Below are 16,226 nucleotides of genomic sequence, written 5' to 3'. Positions count from 1 at the left end.
CGCGACATTTCCTTCACTACCTTTCCCCCACGCTCTTCCGCCGGGCAACCCCCGAGGGACGGGCTCCGCAGGACCGTGCGGTCGTCAAGGACGACGCCGCGCGGCCCGAGCGCGGCCACCCCCACCTGCGCGCGACACCGACCTTTTGGCCCGGCGCCGCCCGCCCCGCGAGCGCCGCGGAAAGGACTGCCCGTCGTGACTGCAGAGACCTCCCAGACGTTGGACCGCGGCGTCCGCGTCCTCAAGCTCCTCGCCGACTCCGAGCGCGGGCTCACCGTCACCGAGCTGGCCGCCCGGCTGGCCGTCAACCGCACCGTGGTCTACCGGCTGCTCGCCACCCTGGAACAGCACGGCCTGGTCCGCCGCGACATCGGCGGCCGGGCCCGGGTCGGCCTGGGCGTGCTGCGGCTGGCCCACCGGGTGCACCCGCTGCTGCGCGAGGCCGCGCTGCCCGCCCTGCGCAGCCTCGCCGAGGACCTCGGCGCCACCGCCCACCTGACCCTGGTGGACGGCAACGAGGCGCTGGCCGTCGCCGTGGTCGAGCCCAGCTGGACCGACTTCCACGTCGCCTACCGCACCGGCCTGCGCCACCCGCTCGGCGAGAGCGCGGCCGGGCGGGCGATCCTGGAGGCCCGCGCCTTCCCCAGCCAGCGGCGGCCCGAGCAGGGGTTCGTCATCACCCGTGCGGAGGAGCAGTCCGGGGCCAGTGGGGCCGCGGCCGCGCTGCTCGGACTGAGCGGCATCGAGGGCAGCGTCGGCGTGGTGATGCTCAACGGGCTGGTGCCCGAGCGGGTCGGCCCGCGGGTGGTGGAGGCTGCCACCGAGGTGGCCGACGCGCTGAGGTAGGGCCCGGACCGGAGCGCCCGGGGACGAGCGGGCGAATCACGGCGCCCGGTGTGTTTGGATTCCCCTTGTGTCCGACACCAAGCTGCCCAAGGCCCTCCCGTCCCCGCGGACCCGCTCGCTCGCGCTCTGCGGGGTGCTGGTCGCCGCGCTGTTCGGCGTGGCGGCCTTCGTTCCGCTGCCGTACACGATCACCTGGCCGGGCCTGACCGCGGACACCCTCGGCAGCTACCAGGACCGGCCGGTGCTCACCATCACCGGGGCGCCGCTGCGCAGCACTGACGGAGAGCTGCGGATGGTCACCATCTCGGCCACCAACCCGGGGCAGAAGACCACCTTCTGGCGGGCGCTGCGGGCCTGGTTCGACCCGGACGAGGCCGTCCGCCCGACCGAGACGGTGTACCCGCAGAGCAACCCGACCAAGGCCGAGCAGGTGACGGCCCAGCAGATGGCCGAGTCGCAGGACAGCGCCACCGCGGCCGCGCTCGGCTACCTCCACCTCTCGCCGGACCAGGTGAAGGTCAAGGTCGACCTGGGCGACGTGGGCGGACCGAGCGCCGGACAGATGCTGGCGCTGGGCATCGTCGACAAGCTCGCCGGCGACGGCAAGGGCGGCGACCTCACCGGTGGGCTCAAGATCGCCGGCACCGGCACCATCGACGACAAGGGCACCGTCGGCCCGGTCGGCGGCGTCCCGCTGAAGACCCAGGCGGCGGCCCGGGACGGCGCGACGGTCTTCCTGCTCCCCAAGGACGAGTGCACGGACGCCAAGGTGAACACCCCCAAGACGCTGCGGCTGGTGCCGGTGGGCACGCTCGCCGAGTCGGTCGCCGCGCTGGACGCGCTGCGGAGCGGCGGCAGCGTTCCCAGCTGCTGACCCCCATCCGGCTCGGGCCGCGCTCGCGCCCGGGGTCGGCCGCCCTGGGCCGCCCGCCCCGGGGCTCAGAGGCCGAAGGCCACCGAGGCGGAGTCGTCGCCCAGCCTGGTCCGCAGCTGGGCGGCGACCCCGGCCAGCCGGTGGGCCCGGGCCATCGGCAGTGAGATCGAGACCGCGCCGATGCCGTCGCCCGCGACGATCGGCACCGCCGCGCCCGCCGTCCCGAGCGAGTAGCGGTAGTGCCCGGAGCACCACTCCGGGTAGTGGCCGTGCACCCGGGTGCGCAGCAGGTGGTGGGCGGTGCCCAGGGCGAGACCGGTGTCCCGGGCGAGCTGCTCGGCGATGGCGCCCTCGGGGTGGCGGGCGGCCGACTCCAGCAGGCGCAGGGCGCGCTGGGCGGAGGCGATGAGGGTGGGGGCGGAGCCGTCGGCCGCGACCGGCGTCGTCATGCGGGGGCCGGTCCGAGCGCCGTCCCGAGGGCCGTCCTGGGGGCTGTCCTGGGGGCCGTCCTGGGGGCCGTCCTGGGGGCCGTCCTGGGGGAGGACGGGGCTGGCACGGGTATCGGCGGACCGACGCGCGGCGCGGGTAGGGGTGGAACGTTCATGTGTGGATCTTGGGGCTGACGGGGCCTCATGCCCATGCCGGATCGGCACATCGTGCCGGACGGGCCGTCCTACTCGGCGGCCGCCTGGTCCACCAGCGGCAGGATCCGGTAGGGCACCGGGTTCTCCAGCACGATCGCGGTGGAGGAGCGGACGATCCCGTCGAAGCCCACCACCCGGTCGATCACCCGCTGGAGGTCCGCGTTGGAGCGGGCCACGATCCGCACCAGCATGTCCCCGATCCCGGTGATCGTGTGCAGCTCCAGCACCTCCGGCACCCGCGCCAGGTGCGCCCGGACGTCCGCGCCCTGGCCCTGGGAGATCTCCAGGGTGGCGAAGGCGGTCACCGGGTAGCCGATCGCGGCCGGGTCCACCTCCGGGCCGAAGCCGCTGATCACCCCCTTGGCCTGCAGCCGGTCCAGCCGGGCCTGCACGGTGCCCCGGGCGACCTGCAGCCGGCGCGAGCACTCCAGCACGCCGATCCGGGGCTCCTCCGCCAGTAGCCGGATCAGCCGGCCGTCCAGGGCGTCGATGGTGTCGTTCCCCCCGCCGGCCGGGGCCGGGGGAGCGCCCTGGGGAGTGCCGTGGGGAGTGCCGTGGGGGGCGCCCTGGGGCGCGGGCGAATCGGGGGAGCCGGGGGAGCTCGGGGCGTGGGCGGGGGGCATCGCGGGGCCGTCCTCCGGTGGGCATTCTGTACAGCGGTGCAGCCGATTCTCCCGCCCCGGGGCGCACCTTGACCAGGAGGAAACGGAACGCGTACGACGACGCCGTCGACCGGGGCGCGGTGTCACCGGCCGAGCCGTACGAGGTGCGGGACCACTTCGGCCCGGTGGCGCCGGCCACCGTCGCGGTGCCGGGCGGCACCCGGCACGCCCTGGTCGACCGGGCGGGGCACGCGGGGCCGTACCTGCCGGGGTTCGGCCCTTCGCGGGCTGGAGGCCGTTTCGCAAGGCTGGAGGCCGCTACGAGCCGTCCGTTGGTGACGGGCCCGGCTCAGCGGATCGCCGTCTCCACGATCGGCGGGTGGCCGTTCCAGTAGACGAACACCGAGTTGGCCTGGTCGTCCTTGGTGAAGTCCACCCGCATCCAGCGGTCGCCGTTCCACACCTGCATCTGCCAGCCCGGGTCCGGAGTGGCGGAGACCAGTGAGGCGCTGTCGGCCCGGATGTCGAGGGCGACCCGGCCGCCGGGGATCGGGTAGCTCCGCACCGTGGACGTGGTGGCGGCGGTGGGCGCGGGCCGCTTGGGCGGTGTGGTGGCCGGGGCGTGCGCCGCGGTGGTGGTGGTGTTCGTGGCCGGGGACGGGGCGGGCGGCAGGTTCGGGGTGTCGGTCGTCGGCGTCCGGCCGGGGGTGGCGCTCGTGCCGTACGGGGTGCTCCCGGCCTTCGGGGACGGCAGTGGCAGCGCGGTGGGCTGCTCGAACGCGGCTCCGGTGAGCACCGCGTGCACGCCGAGCCAGGACAGCGCCACCGCCGCCCCAGTGGCCGCCGCCCAGGCGCAGAGCTGTACCAGTCCGTTCCGCATCGTCCGCACATCCTGCCGTACTTCCCGGTCGGCGGGGACCGGCACCCCTGGTGTTCGGCAGGGCAGTTGCCCGATGTCCGGGCGCCGTCCGGACCGGCCCCCGAGGTACAGACCACTGCCCGCCGATGGCGTACCGTGCAGGGCCATGGCAACAGTGCTCGTGGTCGAGGACGACCCCTTCGTACGGTCCGCGCTCATCCGTCACCTGACCGACACCGGTCACGCGGTCCGCAGTGTGGGCACGGCCCTGGAGGCGCTGCGGGAGGTCGCCCAGGTCGGTTGCGACCTGGTGATCCTGGACCTGGGCCTGCCCGATCTGGACGGCAGCGAGGCGCTGAAGATGATCCGGGGCGTGACCGACGTCCCGGTGATCATCTCCACCGCGCGGGACGACGAGGCCGAGATCGTCCGGCTGCTGAACGACGGGGCCGACGACTATCTGGTGAAACCTTTCTCCGGAGAACACCTGAGCGCTCGGATGGCCGCAGTGCTGCGCCGGTTCGGCAGTGGCGCCGCCCCCGTGGCCCAGGTGCTGCGGGTCGGCGGCCTGGCCATCGACCTCCAGCGGCGCGAGGCCGTCCTGGACGGGCGGCTGCTAGACCTGACCCGGCGTGAGTTCGACCTGCTGGCCTTCCTGGCGGCCCGGCCCGGCGTGGTGGTGCCGCGCAAGGAGATCCTCGCCGAGGTCTGGCAGCAGACCTACGGCGGCGACCAGACCATCGACGTCCACCTCTCCTGGCTGCGCCGCAAACTCGGCGAGACCGCCTCCAACCCCCGCTACCTGCACACCGTCCGGGGAGTCGGGGTCCGGCTGGAGGCCGCCGCGGGGCCCGCGGAGCACCGGACATGAAGCGGTTCGCGCACTCTCTGCGCTGGGCCATGATCAAGGCCGCGGTGGCCGGGACCACGATGGTCGCGCTGGCCTTCCTCATCCCGCTCGGTCTGATGGTCCAACAGACCGCCCGGGACCGTGCGTTCACCGCCGCTGAACGGCAGGCCGCGGCGCTCGGGCCGGCGCTGGCGATCACCACCGACCAGGACGCCGTCAACCGGGCGCTGGCCAGCACCGACGCGGGGACGCAGGGGCGGATGGCGGTCCACCTGCCGGCGGCCGCGGGGGCGTCGGCCGGTGCAGCACCGGCCGCCGGCGGAGCACCGGCTGCCGGGGGAGCACCGGCCGCCGGCGGAGCGGCCCCCGACGGTCCGACCCTCGGGGAGGCCCGCGCCACCGCGGCCGACGTGGCCACGGCCGGCGGCCAGGGTCGGGCCTTCACCGTCGCGGTGCCCGGCGGCTACGCGCTGCTCCAGCCGGTCGCGGTGGACACCGGGCGGAGCGCGGTGGTCGAGGTGTTCGTCGCCGAGAGCGACCTCACCCGGGGCGTCTCCACCGCCTGGCTGGTGCTCTCCGCGGTCGCGCTCGGCCTGGTCGCCATCTCGGTGCTGGTCGCCGACCGGATGGGCGGCCGGATCGTCGCCTCCGCCCGCCGGCTCGCCACGGCCGCCCGCTCGCTCGGCGCCGGGAACCTCGCGGTGCGCGTCCCGGTGGAGGGCAAGCAGGTCGACGGCAGCCCCGAGGAACTGCGCGAAGCCGGCCAGGCGTTCAACACCATGGCCGACCGTGTCGTCCAACTCCTCGCTGCAGAACGTGAGTTGGCCGCCGACCTGTCGCACCGGCTGCGCACCCCGCTGACCGTGCTGCGCCTCAACGCGGCCTCCCTCGGCGACGGCGACGCAGCTGACGCCACCCGGCACGCGGTGGCCCAACTCGAGCGCGAGGTCGACCAGATCATCCGCTCCGCCCGCCGCGCCCCCGAGGACGCGCCCGCCGTCACGGTCGGCTGCGACGCCGCCGAGGTGATCCGCGAACGGGTCGGCTTCTGGTCCGCGCTCGCCGAGGACGAGGGCCGCCGCTGGCAACTGGCCGGCGCCGAGGGCGCTGCACCGGTGCCCGTCCAGCGCGGCGACCTCGCCGCCGCCGTCGACGCGCTGCTCGGCAACGTCTTCCGGCACACCGCCATCGGCACCGCCTTCTCGGTGGACGTCCTGGCCACCGGCAGCTCGGTGATCGTGCTGGTCGGCGACGCCGGACCGGGCTACAGCGACCCGAGCGCCGCGCTCAGACGCGGCGAGGGCCACGGTGGGGAGGGCTCCACCGGCCTCGGGCTGGACATCGTCCGCAAACTCGCCGAGTCCACTGGCGGGGACCTCGCCCTCGGCCGCTCCGCCGTGCTCGGCGGAGCGGAGACCCGGCTGCGGCTGCGCACCCGCCCGGACGAGGCCCTGCCCGCGCGCACGGGCCGGCGGCGGACACGGGGCGCGCTGTTCCCGAAGTGACGGCGGGCCGGGGGTGGTCCCGCCCGCCGGAGGCCCGGAGGTGACGGCGCGTCGAGGGCTCTTTCCTTAACGGTGGCCTAAGGGAGGTTCACCCCTCGCTCAGCCCGCCCGTCCGGCCCCCCGGGCGCCGCTAGCGTCGGTCGCGCCGGTCACCCGACCGAGCCGGGCCGGCCGCCCGGGACGTCCGCACGCACCCGTACCCACTCGTACCCACTCGTGCGAAGTCGTACGAAGCCCGTCCGACGGCGGCCGACCGACGGCACCGCACCGGTGCCGACCGCAGGCAGCCGCGGAGGTAACGCGCCATGACCATCCAGCCCACCCGCCGTTCCGGCCACCGCCGGCGCAGCCGCAAGGGGACGATCATCGGGGCCTCGGCGGTCGCCGTCGCGCTGGTCGCGGGCGGGGTCGTGGTGCTCGCCTCCTCGGCCAGTGCCGCCTCGCTCGGCGCCGTCTACAGCCGGACCAGCAGTTGGGACGCCGGCTACACCGGCCAGTACCTGGTCACCAACCCGGCCGCCGACCCGATCGACGACTGGACGCTCAGCTTCGACCTCCCGGCCGGCGCGAAGATCGACTCGCTCTGGAACGCCACCTTCACCGCCGACGGGCAGCACGTCACCGTCAAGCCGGAGTCCTGGAACAAGCGGCTGGAGCCGGGCCGGAGCGTGGTCGTCGGCTTCGTCGCCCACGGCGCGGGCGCGGCGCAGGCCGAGCCGGGCAACTGCCTGATCAACGACACCTCCTGCAAGGCCGGCGAAGGCCCCGCGCCCACCCCCTCCGGGCGGCCGACGGTGGTGCCGACGGGCACCGCCTCGCCGTCCGCCACCGCGACGGCCACGGCCACCGCCACTGCGGCGCCCAGCCCGACCACCACCGCGAAGCCGACCACCCCGGCGCCGACCCCTGTGACGACCGGCCCCGGCCAGCCCGCCACCCCCACGGCGACCGGTGGGCCCGTACCGCCGGTCGGCGCCGGGGGCGGCTTCGCGCCGTACGTGGACACCTCGCTCTACCCGCCCTACGACCTGGTCGCCACCGCCAAGGCCACCGGCGTGAAGAACTTCACCCTCGCCTTCGTGGTCTCCGGCGGCGGCTGCGTGCCCAAGTGGGGCGGGGTCAGCGACCTCTCCGCCGACGCGGTGGCCGCCCAGATCGGCGCGCTGCGAGCGATCGGCGGCGACGTCCGGGTCTCCTTCGGCGGCGCCAACGGCAGCGAGCTGGCCCTCACCTGTGGCTCGACCGCCGGCCTGGCCGCCGCGTACCAGAAGGTCGTCGACGCGTACGGGGTGACCAGGCTCGACTTCGACGTCGAGGGCGCCGCGACCGCCGACACCGCTGCCAATACCCGGCGGGCCCAGGCGATCGCCCAGCTGCAGCACGCCGCCGCCGCCAAGGGCAAGGCCCTCGACGTCTCCTTCACCCTGCCCGCGCTGCCCTCCGGCCTGACCCAGGACGGCGTCGGCCTGGTCGCCGGCGCCAAGGCGAACGGCGTCGCGATCGGCGCCGTCAACATCATGGCCATGGACTTCGGCGACGGCGTCGCCCCCGACCCGCAGGGGCGGATGGGCACGTACGCGATCGCCGCGGCCACCGCCACCCAGGCTCAGGTCAAGAGCGTCCTGGGGCTGGACGACGCGGCAGCCTGGCGCAAGGTCGCGGTCACCCCGATGATCGGCGTCAACGACGTCGCCACCGAGGTCTTCACGGTCGCCGACGCCAAGCAGCTCGCCGACTTCGCGGCGGGGCGGCACCTCGCCTGGCTGGCCATGTGGTCCGGGACCCGGGACAAGGCCTGCGAGGGCGGGGCCAAGGGTTCCGCGGACGCCAGCTGCAGCAGCATCGTCCAGCAGCCGCTGGAGTTCACCCGGACCCTCGGGAGCTACACCGGCTGAGCCGTACCGGGTCCGCCCGCCGAGGATCTCGCGCCACAGGCCGAGACCGTACCGGCTCGCCAGGCCGGGGCCCCGCGCCCGCCCGAGGGCCCGGACCCGCCCGCAGGCCCCCGACCGCCCCGACCGCCCGTGCTCAGCCCGCAGCCGAGCACGGTCGGCCGGGGCCCCTTTGTCACCGTGCGTAATCGACCGTGCCCAGGCCGGGGCGGGCCGCATCCGGTATCGTCGCTGGTTGGCCGAGCGGTGGACGGAGTGGACAGTGACAGCGGTGCAAGACGAGCGCAGCCCGGCGGGGACCGTACCCGCCCCTTCGCCCGCCCCCCTGTCGGACCGGCTGCGGATCGCGGTCGGGGCCCCGGTGCGCGCACTGCGTGAGGCCCCCCGCCGACCGATGCTGGTCGCCTCGTCCGTGGCGCTGCTGTCACTGCTCGTGTACGCGGTGGTCCGCCACTTCGTGCACACCTCGATGGTCGACATGGTCGTCTACCGGGCCGAGGGTGCCGCCGTCGCCAACGGCACCGACCTGTACGCGCTGCGCGTCACCGAGTGGAACCTGCCCGCGACGTACCCGCCGTTCGCGGCGATGCTGTTCGTCCCGACCACCTGGTTCCCGATCCCCGTCCTTCGGGTGGTGATCACTCTCTGCAACCTCGGACTGCTCGCCCTGCTGGCCCACCTGTCCTTCAAGCTGGTCGGCTGGCCGCGCCGCGAACTACGGCCGATCGGCGTCGTCCTGATCACCGGCCTCGGCGTCTGGCTCGAACCCGTCTTCACCACGCTCCGGTACGGCCAGATCAACCTCGCGCTCGCCTGCCTGGTCCTCTGGGACCTCACCCGCTCGGACGGCCACCGCAGCAAGGGCATCGCGATCGGCCTCGCCGCCGGCATGAAGCTCACCCCCGGCCTGTTCGCCGTCTACCTGCTGATCACCGGCAGGGTCCGGGCAGCCTTCACGGCCGGCCTCACCTTCCTCGGCACCTTCCTGATCGGCACGCTCTTCCTGCCCGACGCCACCTGGGGCTTCTGGACCAAGTACCTCTACGACTCCTCCCGGGTCGGCAAGACCGAGATCGTCGACAACCAGTCGCTCCGCGGCGCCTTCGCCCGACTGCTGCACAGCTCCGATCCCGGCACCCTGGCCACCCTCGGCGCCGGGCTGGCCGCGCTGGCCGGCCTCGCCATCGCGGCCTGGGCCGCCCGCAGCGCCCGCTGGCTGCCCCGGGCCGAGGCCTGGGGCTTCTGCGTCACGGCCGTGACCGCCGTGCTGATCTCGCCGATCAGCTGGACCCACCACTGGGTCTGGTGCGTACCGGTGCTGGTGCTGCTCGCCGCCGAGGCCTCCGTCGAGCACGCCCGCCCGGCGGGCGTCCGCCGGCTGCGTTGGCGGGCCGCGTTCTGGGCCACCCTGCTGGCCTTCCTGTCCTTCGCGATGTGGGCGGCGAAGCCGGTCGGCGCGGCGGTGCTCCACATGTCGGCCCTGCGCCAGCTGCCGACCTCGATCTATCCGTGGGTCGGAATCTGTTTCCTGCTCGCCGCCGCCATTCGGATAAGGGCCCGGCGGCGCTCCGCCGGCGCCCCGCTGGTCCGGCTGCCCGGACAGCGCGGCGGCGGCGGCCCCGATGCCGCCCGCGGTCGTCAGCAGGCCCCCGCGGCCCGCTGAGCCGGCGGGGGCGCCGTCGCTCCTGCTCTCCTGCTCCGCTGGGTCACCCGGTCCCGAGGCCTGCTCGCGCTCCCGCGCGGGCCCGGCCTCCGGTGGCCCGTGGTCCCGTCCGTCCTCGTGCCGCTGGTCGGTCCGTCCGTCCTCGTGCCGCTGGGCGGTCCGGTGCTGCTGGACGGCCCCGTGCACGCTGCGGCGCACGACCCGCACGCCTACGCGAGCAGCTCGGCGAGCGAGCCGTCCAGGTCCAGGGCGGCCAGCTCGCTGCCCGGCGGGACCAGCCGGTGCGCCCGCTCCAGCCAGGCGGCGACCACCGGCAGCGGCGCCTCCAGCAGCGCGTCCCCGGCCGGCGAGCTCAGTGCCATGCACAGCACGCTGCGCCGGCCCGAGCGGGTCGGCCAGATCCGCACGTCGCCCTGGCCGCACGGGCGGAAGGTGCCCTCGACCAGCAGCTCGCGGGCGAACACCCAGGTCACCGGGGAGCCGGTGTCCAGGTGGAAAGTGATGTACACCGCGTACGGGTCGTGGCTGCCGTAGGTCAGCCGGGCCGGGACGGGGACGCTGTGCTCGGGGGAGAGCACCAGGTTCAGCTCCAGCTCGTGCTCCACGACGCTGACGGGGCGGTCCATGATCGTCTTCCTCTCTGCCTTCGGTTCGTGCCCGGTTCCGGGCCCGTTGACCTTTGAGAGGGCGGTCCAGGCGGGTTCTTACACACGTTTCCGGGATTTCTCCCGGAAGTTTCGGGCGGGGTGGTGAACGGTCGGGACTGCGGCGCGCGACCACCCGTCTCGCGCCCGGTTCCTTACCCCGGGCGGCCGTCCGCTGTCCGGGGAATCGCCAACTTCCCGTCGGCACTCCGGCGAGGCACTACCCTTTGTGACTGTCCGACGACTGTCCGCCTTCGGTGCTGCCCCCACGCGCCCCGAGCGCTCCGGGGCGTGCGCGGGCGCGCCGTAGTGGCCCGCCGTGAGCCCGACGTCCGAACCGTTCCGACCCGTCTCGACCCGTCCCGACCCATCCCGATCCGGCCGACCCGTTGCGAACCCGTTTCGACCCGCCGAGGCCCGGCCCGCCCCCACCGGTCCTCGTCGGGACCTGACAGGAGAAGACCCCCATGACGGACCGCCCCTTCGCCGTCGACGGCGACCCGGCCGTCGCAGCCGAGCCCGGCTACTACCCCGACCCCTCGATCCCCGGCTTCGTCCGGTACTGGGGCGGCTCGGCCTGGGTCCCCGGTACCAGCCGGCCCGCGCCCGCCGAGGGCGAGGTGCTGCAGCCGCCCCGGTTCGCCACCCGGCGGCCCGCCCCCGACGTGGCGGCGGCGGCGCGGACGGTGCCACCGCCGGTGGTGCCGGTGCCGCCCGCGCGTTCGGAGTCGCCGGTGCTGGCGCCTCTGTCGGTGCCGGTGCCGGTGGCGGCAGGGGAGCTGCGGGAGGCGGGGGAGGTGTCGGGGGGCGGGGACACCGGGCCGGTGTACCTCGACCAGACCACGGGCGGGGCGTCCTTCGTGATCGGGCCGAGGGTGGCGGAGGCGATCGGCGGGCCGGTCTTCCGAACCGTCGAGCCCTCGGTGGAGGAGGCACCCGGGGCGCCGGGGGCCGTCGAGGCGTCCGGCTGGCAGGCCGATCCGCAGGCGCAGCGGGGGTTGATGGAGACGGGCGGGGCGCAGCGCTGGGTCTCCTGGGGGGCGCTTCCGGGGGCGCTCGAAGACGAGGAGGGGCGTGCGGAGGGGGAGCGCGCTGCGGTTGCTGTGGAGGTCGCCCGGGAGGCCGCCGCGGGGGCCGCCGCCGAGGTTGCCGTGGCCGTCGCGCCCGCCGTGGCGGTGGCGGTCCGGGCGGTGACCGCGCCCGTGGAGGTCGTGGCCGCACCGGAGGCCGAGGTCGCGCCCGCCACGGCCCGTACGGCGCCCCGGCCGACACCGACACCGACACCGACACCGACACCGGTGCCGACGGCCGCGCCCCCCGTCGCCGCGTCCGCCGCTGCCGCGCTGCCCGTGGTGCGGCCGGCCCGGGAGGCCCCCGCCCGCCGCCGGGCGACGGCCCCGGTGCCCGCCGGGCTGGGGCGGCGACTGGCTGCCCGGGCGGTGGATACCGGAGTGCTGCTGGTGGTCGCCGTCGCGGCCGGGATCCCGCTCGGCAGCTCGGTCTCCGAGCACCTCCAGCAGAAGCTCGACCAGGCCAGGATGGCCAGCTCCCTCACCCGCCGTCAGGTCCAGGTCTGGCTGGTGGACGACGTGGTGCTGGGCAAGCTCGCCGCCCTGATCGGCATCCTGGTGTTCGTCAGTCTGGTCTACGAGGTGCTGCCGATCGCCCGGACCGGCCAGACCTTCGGCAAACGGCTGGCCCGGATCCGGGTGGTGGACGCCGGTGCCGCCGGTGCCCGGAGCGGGCTGAGCCTCGGCCGTTCGCTGCTGCGGTGGGTGGTCCGGCAGGTCGGCGTGGTGCTGCTGCTCGGCCTGGTCTGGCCGCTGTTCGACCGTCCGGCGCGGCGCGGCTGGCAGGACCGGGCGGCTCGCACCCGGGTGGTCCGCGGCTGAGGTGGTCCGCGAGTGAGGCGGGCCGTCGGGCAGGATCAAAACGGGACAAAATGTCCCAAACCTTGCGAATGTGTGATGTTCTACTCGAGGGATGAGCACCCACGACCCCTCAGGCCCCCAGTCGGAGGGGGGCGGTCAGCCCTCCTTCGACAAGCAGCCGCCGCCCCCGGGCGGCGGCACACCGGAAGGCGAACCGCCGGGCCCCACCCCGTCCGGCACCCCCACCGAAGGCCCCGGCGCCTACCGGGGAAGCTACGGCGGGCCGACCCCCGGTCAGAACCCCTACGGTGGCCGCCAGCCGTACGACCAGCCCCCGCCCGGCTACGGCCCCGGCCCCGGCGCGTACGACACCCCCGGCGGCGGGCCCGTCCCCGGCATGCCGCCGATCGGCACCTGGCCCAAGCGGATCCTCGCCCGCCTCATCGACTACGTCCTCGTGCAGGCCGTCGGCGTCATCATCGTCGGCCCCTTCGTCGACCTCAGCACCCGCCAGGGCACCACCGAGGCCTTCTGGCTCGGCTGCGCCATCTACCTCGTCTACGAGGCCCTGATGCTCAGCCGGGACGGCCAGACCCTCGGCAAGAAGGCGATGAAGATCCGCGTCGCCATGCTGATCGACGGCAACTCGCCCAGTCCGGCCGCGGCCTGGACCAGGGCCGCCGTCTACATCCTCCCGGCCGTCGTGTGCTGCGCCGCCCTGTGGTGGGTCGTCGACGGCCTGTTCGGCGTCTTCGACAAGCCCTACCGGCAGTGCATCCACGACAAGGCGGCGAAGACCGTGGTCGTCACCACCGAGATCTGAACCCGGCGGCGGGACGGCGCCCGGCGGCGGATCAGCGCTGCCGGGCGTACTCGCGCCCGGCGGTCGCCGGGGAGGCTCCGGACCGGCCGGCCGGCGCGGCCGAACGGGCCGAGACCGACACCGAGAGCACCGTCACCACGGTGCCGAGCGCCAGCGCGAACCCGACCAGCACCGCGACCTCCAGGACGCCCGAGGCGCCGGAAACGGCCAGCAGTGCCACCGTGGTGGCGACGACGGTGAACGAGCCGAGGCAGAACTGGGCAGCGGACGGACGCGGCATGGCGGGGGCCCTTCGCACGTCGGGGGAAACGGGCGGGAATAGTGCCGAATGCCAGAAGTCTTACCCGGCAAGGGAGTTCGGTACGACCAGGCTAGTCCGCGAGCCCGGGGGCACAGGGGGCGCACGGACTCACCCCGGGGTCGTCCACGCACCTCGGTACGGTGGAGTCCGACCCGCACCAAGCAGACCGGGGGAAACCGACCGTGCCCATCCCCGCCGACTGGCCCACCACCGAGGCCCAGGCGCTCGCCGTACAGGAACGGCTGCGGCCGCTCGTCCGCGCTCAGGACGACGACACCCCGTACCGGCTGATCGCCGGCGTCGACGTCGCCTACGACGACGACCACGACCTCGTCGCCGCAGCGGCCGTCCTGCTCGACCGGGACACCCTGGCCGTCGTCGAAGAGGCCACCGCCGTCGGCCGGATCGCCTTCCCCTACGTCCCCGGACTACTCGCCTTCCGCGAACTCCCCGCCGTCCTCGACGCGTTGGCCGCCCTCACCCGCACCCCCGACACCGTCGTCTGCGACGGCTACGGCCTCGCCCACCCGCGCCGCCTCGGCCTCGCCAGCCACCTCGGCGTCCTCACCGGACTGCGTACCCTCGGCGTCGCCAAGACCCCCTTCACCTTCGACCACCACGACCCCGCCCCGGAACGCGGCTCCTGGACCCCGCTCACCGACCCCGCCACCGGCGAGGAGGTCGGCCGCGCTGTCCGCACCCGGCCCGGCGTCAAACCCGTCTACGTCTCCGTCGGCCACCGCATCGGCCTCGACACCGCCGTCCGCACCACCCTCGACCTCGCCGACCGCTACCGGCTGCCCGAAACCACCCGGCACGCCGACTCCCTCTGCCGCCGCGCCCTCACCGCGGCCCTCGACACCGGGACGCCTGCGAACTGACCCCGCCCCCGGCGGGATCCGGGCCCGGTGTGTTAGACATGAGACAACCGGGGCCCGGCCCCGACCGCCAGGAACGGACGCGCGGGGGGCGCCGCCATGGGATCAGGGACCGGATCGACCGGGGGAGCCAACCAGGGCTACCGGGTCGAGATCGAGCAACTGCGCACCTTCGCCGGCCAAGTACGGATCCTGCTCAAGGAATTCGAGAAGGACGCGAACGGCAGCGCCACCCACGGACGCAGCGGCCTCGGCAAGAGCGCCTTCGGCACCTTCGCCGAGGCCACCGAGATCCACGGCCGCTACAGCACCATGCGGGACGCCCTGCGCGACGTGCTCAACCAGCTTCAGCAGGCGATCGACGAGGCCCAGAAGAAGGCCGACCTCACCGCGACCAACTACGAGGAGCACGACCAGCACGTGAGCCGGAAGCTCACGCTGTCCGGCGACGGCTGGTCCGTCGCCCAGCCCTCCGCCACCAGCGAAGTCGCCTACCAGGCGAACCAGGTCCCGGCCAAGCGCGGCAACGCCACCATCTGACCCACCACCGACCGGAGGTGAACCACCCGTGGTCTACACCGACTTCACCAAGTACAGCCACGCCGATCTCCGCAAGATGGCACAGGCCCTCGACCCCGGCGCGGTGATGGCCGCCGGCGACCCCTGGCGCAAGGCCGCGACCACCCTCAAGGAGATCCGCAAGACCCTCACCAACGCCAGCACCGAGGCCGCCACCTCCTGGGACGGCACCTCCAGCGACTCCTTCCACGCCGCGATGCTCACCCTCGCCGGCAACATCAACGAGGCCGCCGCCTACGCCAACGACGCGGCCAACACGCTGCACAACATGTCCGAGGCGATGGCCAAGGCCAAGCGCGACATGCCCGAAGAACCCGGCAACTGGGACCAGTTCAAGGACAAGGTCGGCGACTTCTTCAGCAGCGAGGACGACCACATCCAGATCACCGACCGGAAGAAGGCCGAGGCAGCGGCGGTCATGCAGACCCTCGCGATGCACTACCGCATCGCGACGCCGACCCTGAAGGCTCCGACGTCGCTGGGCTCCAAGCCGCCGGCGAAGCCGGGAGTGTACGGGGACGACACCCGTGACGTCGGAACGCAGAACGACCCGAGTGGGGCGGCGGCCATGGCAGCTGCGGTGATTTCGGGCACCTCGTTCGGTGCTGGGGAAACGTCGGTGAGGTCGGCGTCCGGTCCTGCGTCGCAGCGGTCGAAGTCCTCCGCGCCATCGGCGGTTCCCGGCTCTTCGCCGAGGAACGCAGCTGCCCCGACGGATTCCGGGATCAAGGGCGGGACGGCACAAGCCCCGCAGAAGTCGTCGACGATGACGAGCGGTGCTCCCAATACGGGTATCTCAGGAACTCCGGCGTCTCGTCCCGGCGGAAGTGCGTCTGCTCCCGTCACCTCCGGGACCCAGACGTCTGGCCTGAGTGCCACCGCGCTTACGGGCCCTTCGAACGGGCCGGTAGCGGCCGGCGGGGGTCAGCCGCTCGCCACTTCTACGGGGCCGACCGCGCAGAGCACCCCGATCGGGCCTGACTTCGGTCGGAGCAAGACCGGCTTCGGTGGCAAGGAGCTTCCCGTCGGCGCGTATCCGGGCATCGGCGCCGGTGGCCGTGAAGTGTCCGGAGCCCAGCAGGCGGGCGGCTCCATGGCCCGGCCCGGTGGCGCTGTCCGGGAGACGACGCCACCGGGCACTGGAGCCGGCAAACAGTCCTTCACCGAAGGCGGGTCCGGGCTGGGGGCTCGTAATCGGGTCGGCGCCGAACCGGGGGCCCACGGGACTGGCGTCATGTCTCCCGGCATCCCGATGAGTGAAGCGCAGCGCCGCAAGAAGGAACGAGGAAACGGCGGCAAGCGCCCGGACTTCCTCGTCGAGGACGATGAGACCTGGGCGTCAGACAAGCCGGCCAACCCGAACGTGGTGGAATGAGGCCGGTCCGTAGACGGACT

The 16,226-nt window shown here is 74.3% G+C and carries 17 protein-coding genes; 12 read left to right on the top strand and 5 right to left on the bottom strand.

Features of this window, described 5'->3' with window-relative positions; translation table 11 throughout:
• Positions 1-195: 195 nt before the first annotated feature.
• Entirely contained in the window at positions 196-846 is a 651-nt protein-coding gene (locus ACZ7BZ_RS24095) for an IclR family transcriptional regulator (protein WP_270146684.1), read from the top strand.
• Positions 847-913: 67 nt separating this feature from the next.
• Complete coding sequence (locus ACZ7BZ_RS24090) at positions 914-1,720, top strand: S16 family serine protease (protein ID WP_380453707.1); 807 nt, start codon at positions 914-916, stop codon at positions 1,718-1,720.
• 65 nt (positions 1,721-1,785) lie between these two features.
• On the opposite strand, the gene ACZ7BZ_RS24085 is transcribed toward ACZ7BZ_RS24090, so the two are convergent.
• Positions 1,786-2,169 carry a helix-turn-helix domain-containing protein gene (locus tag ACZ7BZ_RS24085; protein WP_470360098.1) on the bottom strand — a complete coding sequence of 128 codons (384 nt, stop codon included), beginning with the start codon at positions 2,167-2,169 and terminating at the stop codon, positions 1,786-1,788.
• Positions 2,170-2,393: 224 nt separating this feature from the next.
• Positions 2,394-2,855, bottom strand: coding sequence for an Lrp/AsnC family transcriptional regulator (locus ACZ7BZ_RS24080; protein ID WP_030284025.1), 462 nt, complete (start codon positions 2,853-2,855; stop codon positions 2,394-2,396).
• Positions 2,856-3,055: 200 nt separating this feature from the next.
• Here ACZ7BZ_RS24080 and ACZ7BZ_RS24075 point away from each other — a divergent pair, with 200 nt between their 5' ends.
• The gene (locus tag ACZ7BZ_RS24075) at positions 3,056-3,361 is read left to right on the top strand and encodes a VOC family protein (RefSeq protein WP_470360097.1); all 306 of its coding nucleotides are present in this window, start codon (positions 3,056-3,058) and stop codon (positions 3,359-3,361) included.
• On the opposite strand, the gene ACZ7BZ_RS24070 is transcribed toward ACZ7BZ_RS24075, so the two are convergent.
• Positions 3,316-3,846 (bottom strand): hypothetical protein, encoded by a 531-nt coding sequence (locus ACZ7BZ_RS24070; protein WP_470360096.1) that lies wholly within the window; start codon positions 3,844-3,846, stop codon positions 3,316-3,318. The two genes, ACZ7BZ_RS24075 and ACZ7BZ_RS24070, sit on opposite strands and share 46 nt — an antisense overlap.
• A 145-nt stretch (positions 3,847-3,991) precedes the next feature.
• Between ACZ7BZ_RS24070 and ACZ7BZ_RS24065 the strand changes: the two genes are divergently transcribed.
• The 4 genes from ACZ7BZ_RS24065 (at position 3,992) to ACZ7BZ_RS24050 (ending at position 9,735) form a co-directional block, all read left to right on the top strand.
• Positions 3,992-4,696, top strand: coding sequence for a response regulator transcription factor (locus ACZ7BZ_RS24065; RefSeq protein ID WP_470360095.1), 705 nt, complete (start codon positions 3,992-3,994; stop codon positions 4,694-4,696).
• Positions 4,693-6,180, top strand: coding sequence for a sensor histidine kinase (locus tag ACZ7BZ_RS24060; RefSeq protein WP_470360094.1), 1,488 nt, complete (start codon positions 4,693-4,695; stop codon positions 6,178-6,180). Before ACZ7BZ_RS24065 ends, ACZ7BZ_RS24060 begins: the two co-directional genes overlap by 4 nt.
• Positions 6,181-6,485: 305 nt before the next feature.
• Entirely contained in the window at positions 6,486-8,075 is a 1,590-nt protein-coding gene (locus ACZ7BZ_RS24055; protein WP_470360093.1) for a glycoside hydrolase family 18 protein, read from the top strand.
• Between the two features lie 259 nt (positions 8,076-8,334).
• A complete protein-coding gene (locus tag ACZ7BZ_RS24050; RefSeq protein ID WP_470360092.1) occupies positions 8,335-9,735 on the top strand; it encodes a glycosyltransferase 87 family protein in 1,401 nt (466 codons plus the stop codon).
• Between the two features lie 209 nt (positions 9,736-9,944).
• Here ACZ7BZ_RS24050 and ACZ7BZ_RS24045 read toward each other — a convergent pair whose 3' ends face one another.
• On the bottom strand, positions 9,945-10,361 hold the full coding sequence (locus tag ACZ7BZ_RS24045) for an SsgA family sporulation/cell division regulator (RefSeq protein ID WP_470334691.1): 417 nt from the start codon (positions 10,359-10,361) through the stop codon (positions 9,945-9,947).
• A 485-nt stretch (positions 10,362-10,846) separates the two neighbouring features.
• Between ACZ7BZ_RS24045 and ACZ7BZ_RS24040 the strand changes: the two genes are divergently transcribed.
• The gene (locus ACZ7BZ_RS24040; protein ID WP_470360091.1) at positions 10,847-12,271 is read left to right on the top strand and encodes an RDD family protein; all 1,425 of its coding nucleotides are present in this window, start codon (positions 10,847-10,849) and stop codon (positions 12,269-12,271) included.
• Positions 12,272-12,362: 91 nt separating this feature from the next.
• A complete protein-coding gene (locus ACZ7BZ_RS24035) occupies positions 12,363-13,073 on the top strand; it encodes an RDD family protein (RefSeq protein ID WP_470360090.1) in 711 nt (236 codons plus the stop codon).
• 31 nt (positions 13,074-13,104) lie between these two features.
• On the opposite strand, the gene ACZ7BZ_RS24030 is transcribed toward ACZ7BZ_RS24035, so the two are convergent.
• Positions 13,105-13,353 carry a hypothetical protein gene (locus tag ACZ7BZ_RS24030; protein ID WP_380453724.1) on the bottom strand — a complete coding sequence of 83 codons (249 nt, stop codon included), beginning with the start codon at positions 13,351-13,353 and terminating at the stop codon, positions 13,105-13,107.
• Positions 13,354-13,556: 203 nt separating this feature from the next.
• Here ACZ7BZ_RS24030 and ACZ7BZ_RS24025 point away from each other — a divergent pair, with 203 nt between their 5' ends.
• From ACZ7BZ_RS24025 to ACZ7BZ_RS24015, 3 genes are all read left to right on the top strand, one after another.
• Positions 13,557-14,255, top strand: coding sequence for an endonuclease V (locus ACZ7BZ_RS24025; RefSeq protein WP_470360089.1), 699 nt, complete (start codon positions 13,557-13,559; stop codon positions 14,253-14,255).
• Between the two features lie 96 nt (positions 14,256-14,351).
• Positions 14,352-14,792, top strand: a complete 441-nt coding sequence (locus tag ACZ7BZ_RS24020; RefSeq protein ID WP_380453727.1) for a hypothetical protein — start codon at positions 14,352-14,354, stop codon at positions 14,790-14,792.
• 28 nt (positions 14,793-14,820) lie between these two features.
• Positions 14,821-16,206: a PPE domain-containing protein gene (locus ACZ7BZ_RS24015; RefSeq protein ID WP_470360088.1), complete on the top strand. Its 1,386-nt coding sequence runs from the start codon at positions 14,821-14,823 to the stop codon at positions 16,204-16,206.
• Positions 16,207-16,226 lie beyond the last annotated feature (20 nt).

The sequence above is a fragment of the Kitasatospora sp. NPDC036934 genome (genome assembly GCF_055608425.1).
The sequence above is the reverse complement of the archived record's forward strand: the minus strand, read 5'-3'. Positions and strand labels throughout refer to the sequence as shown.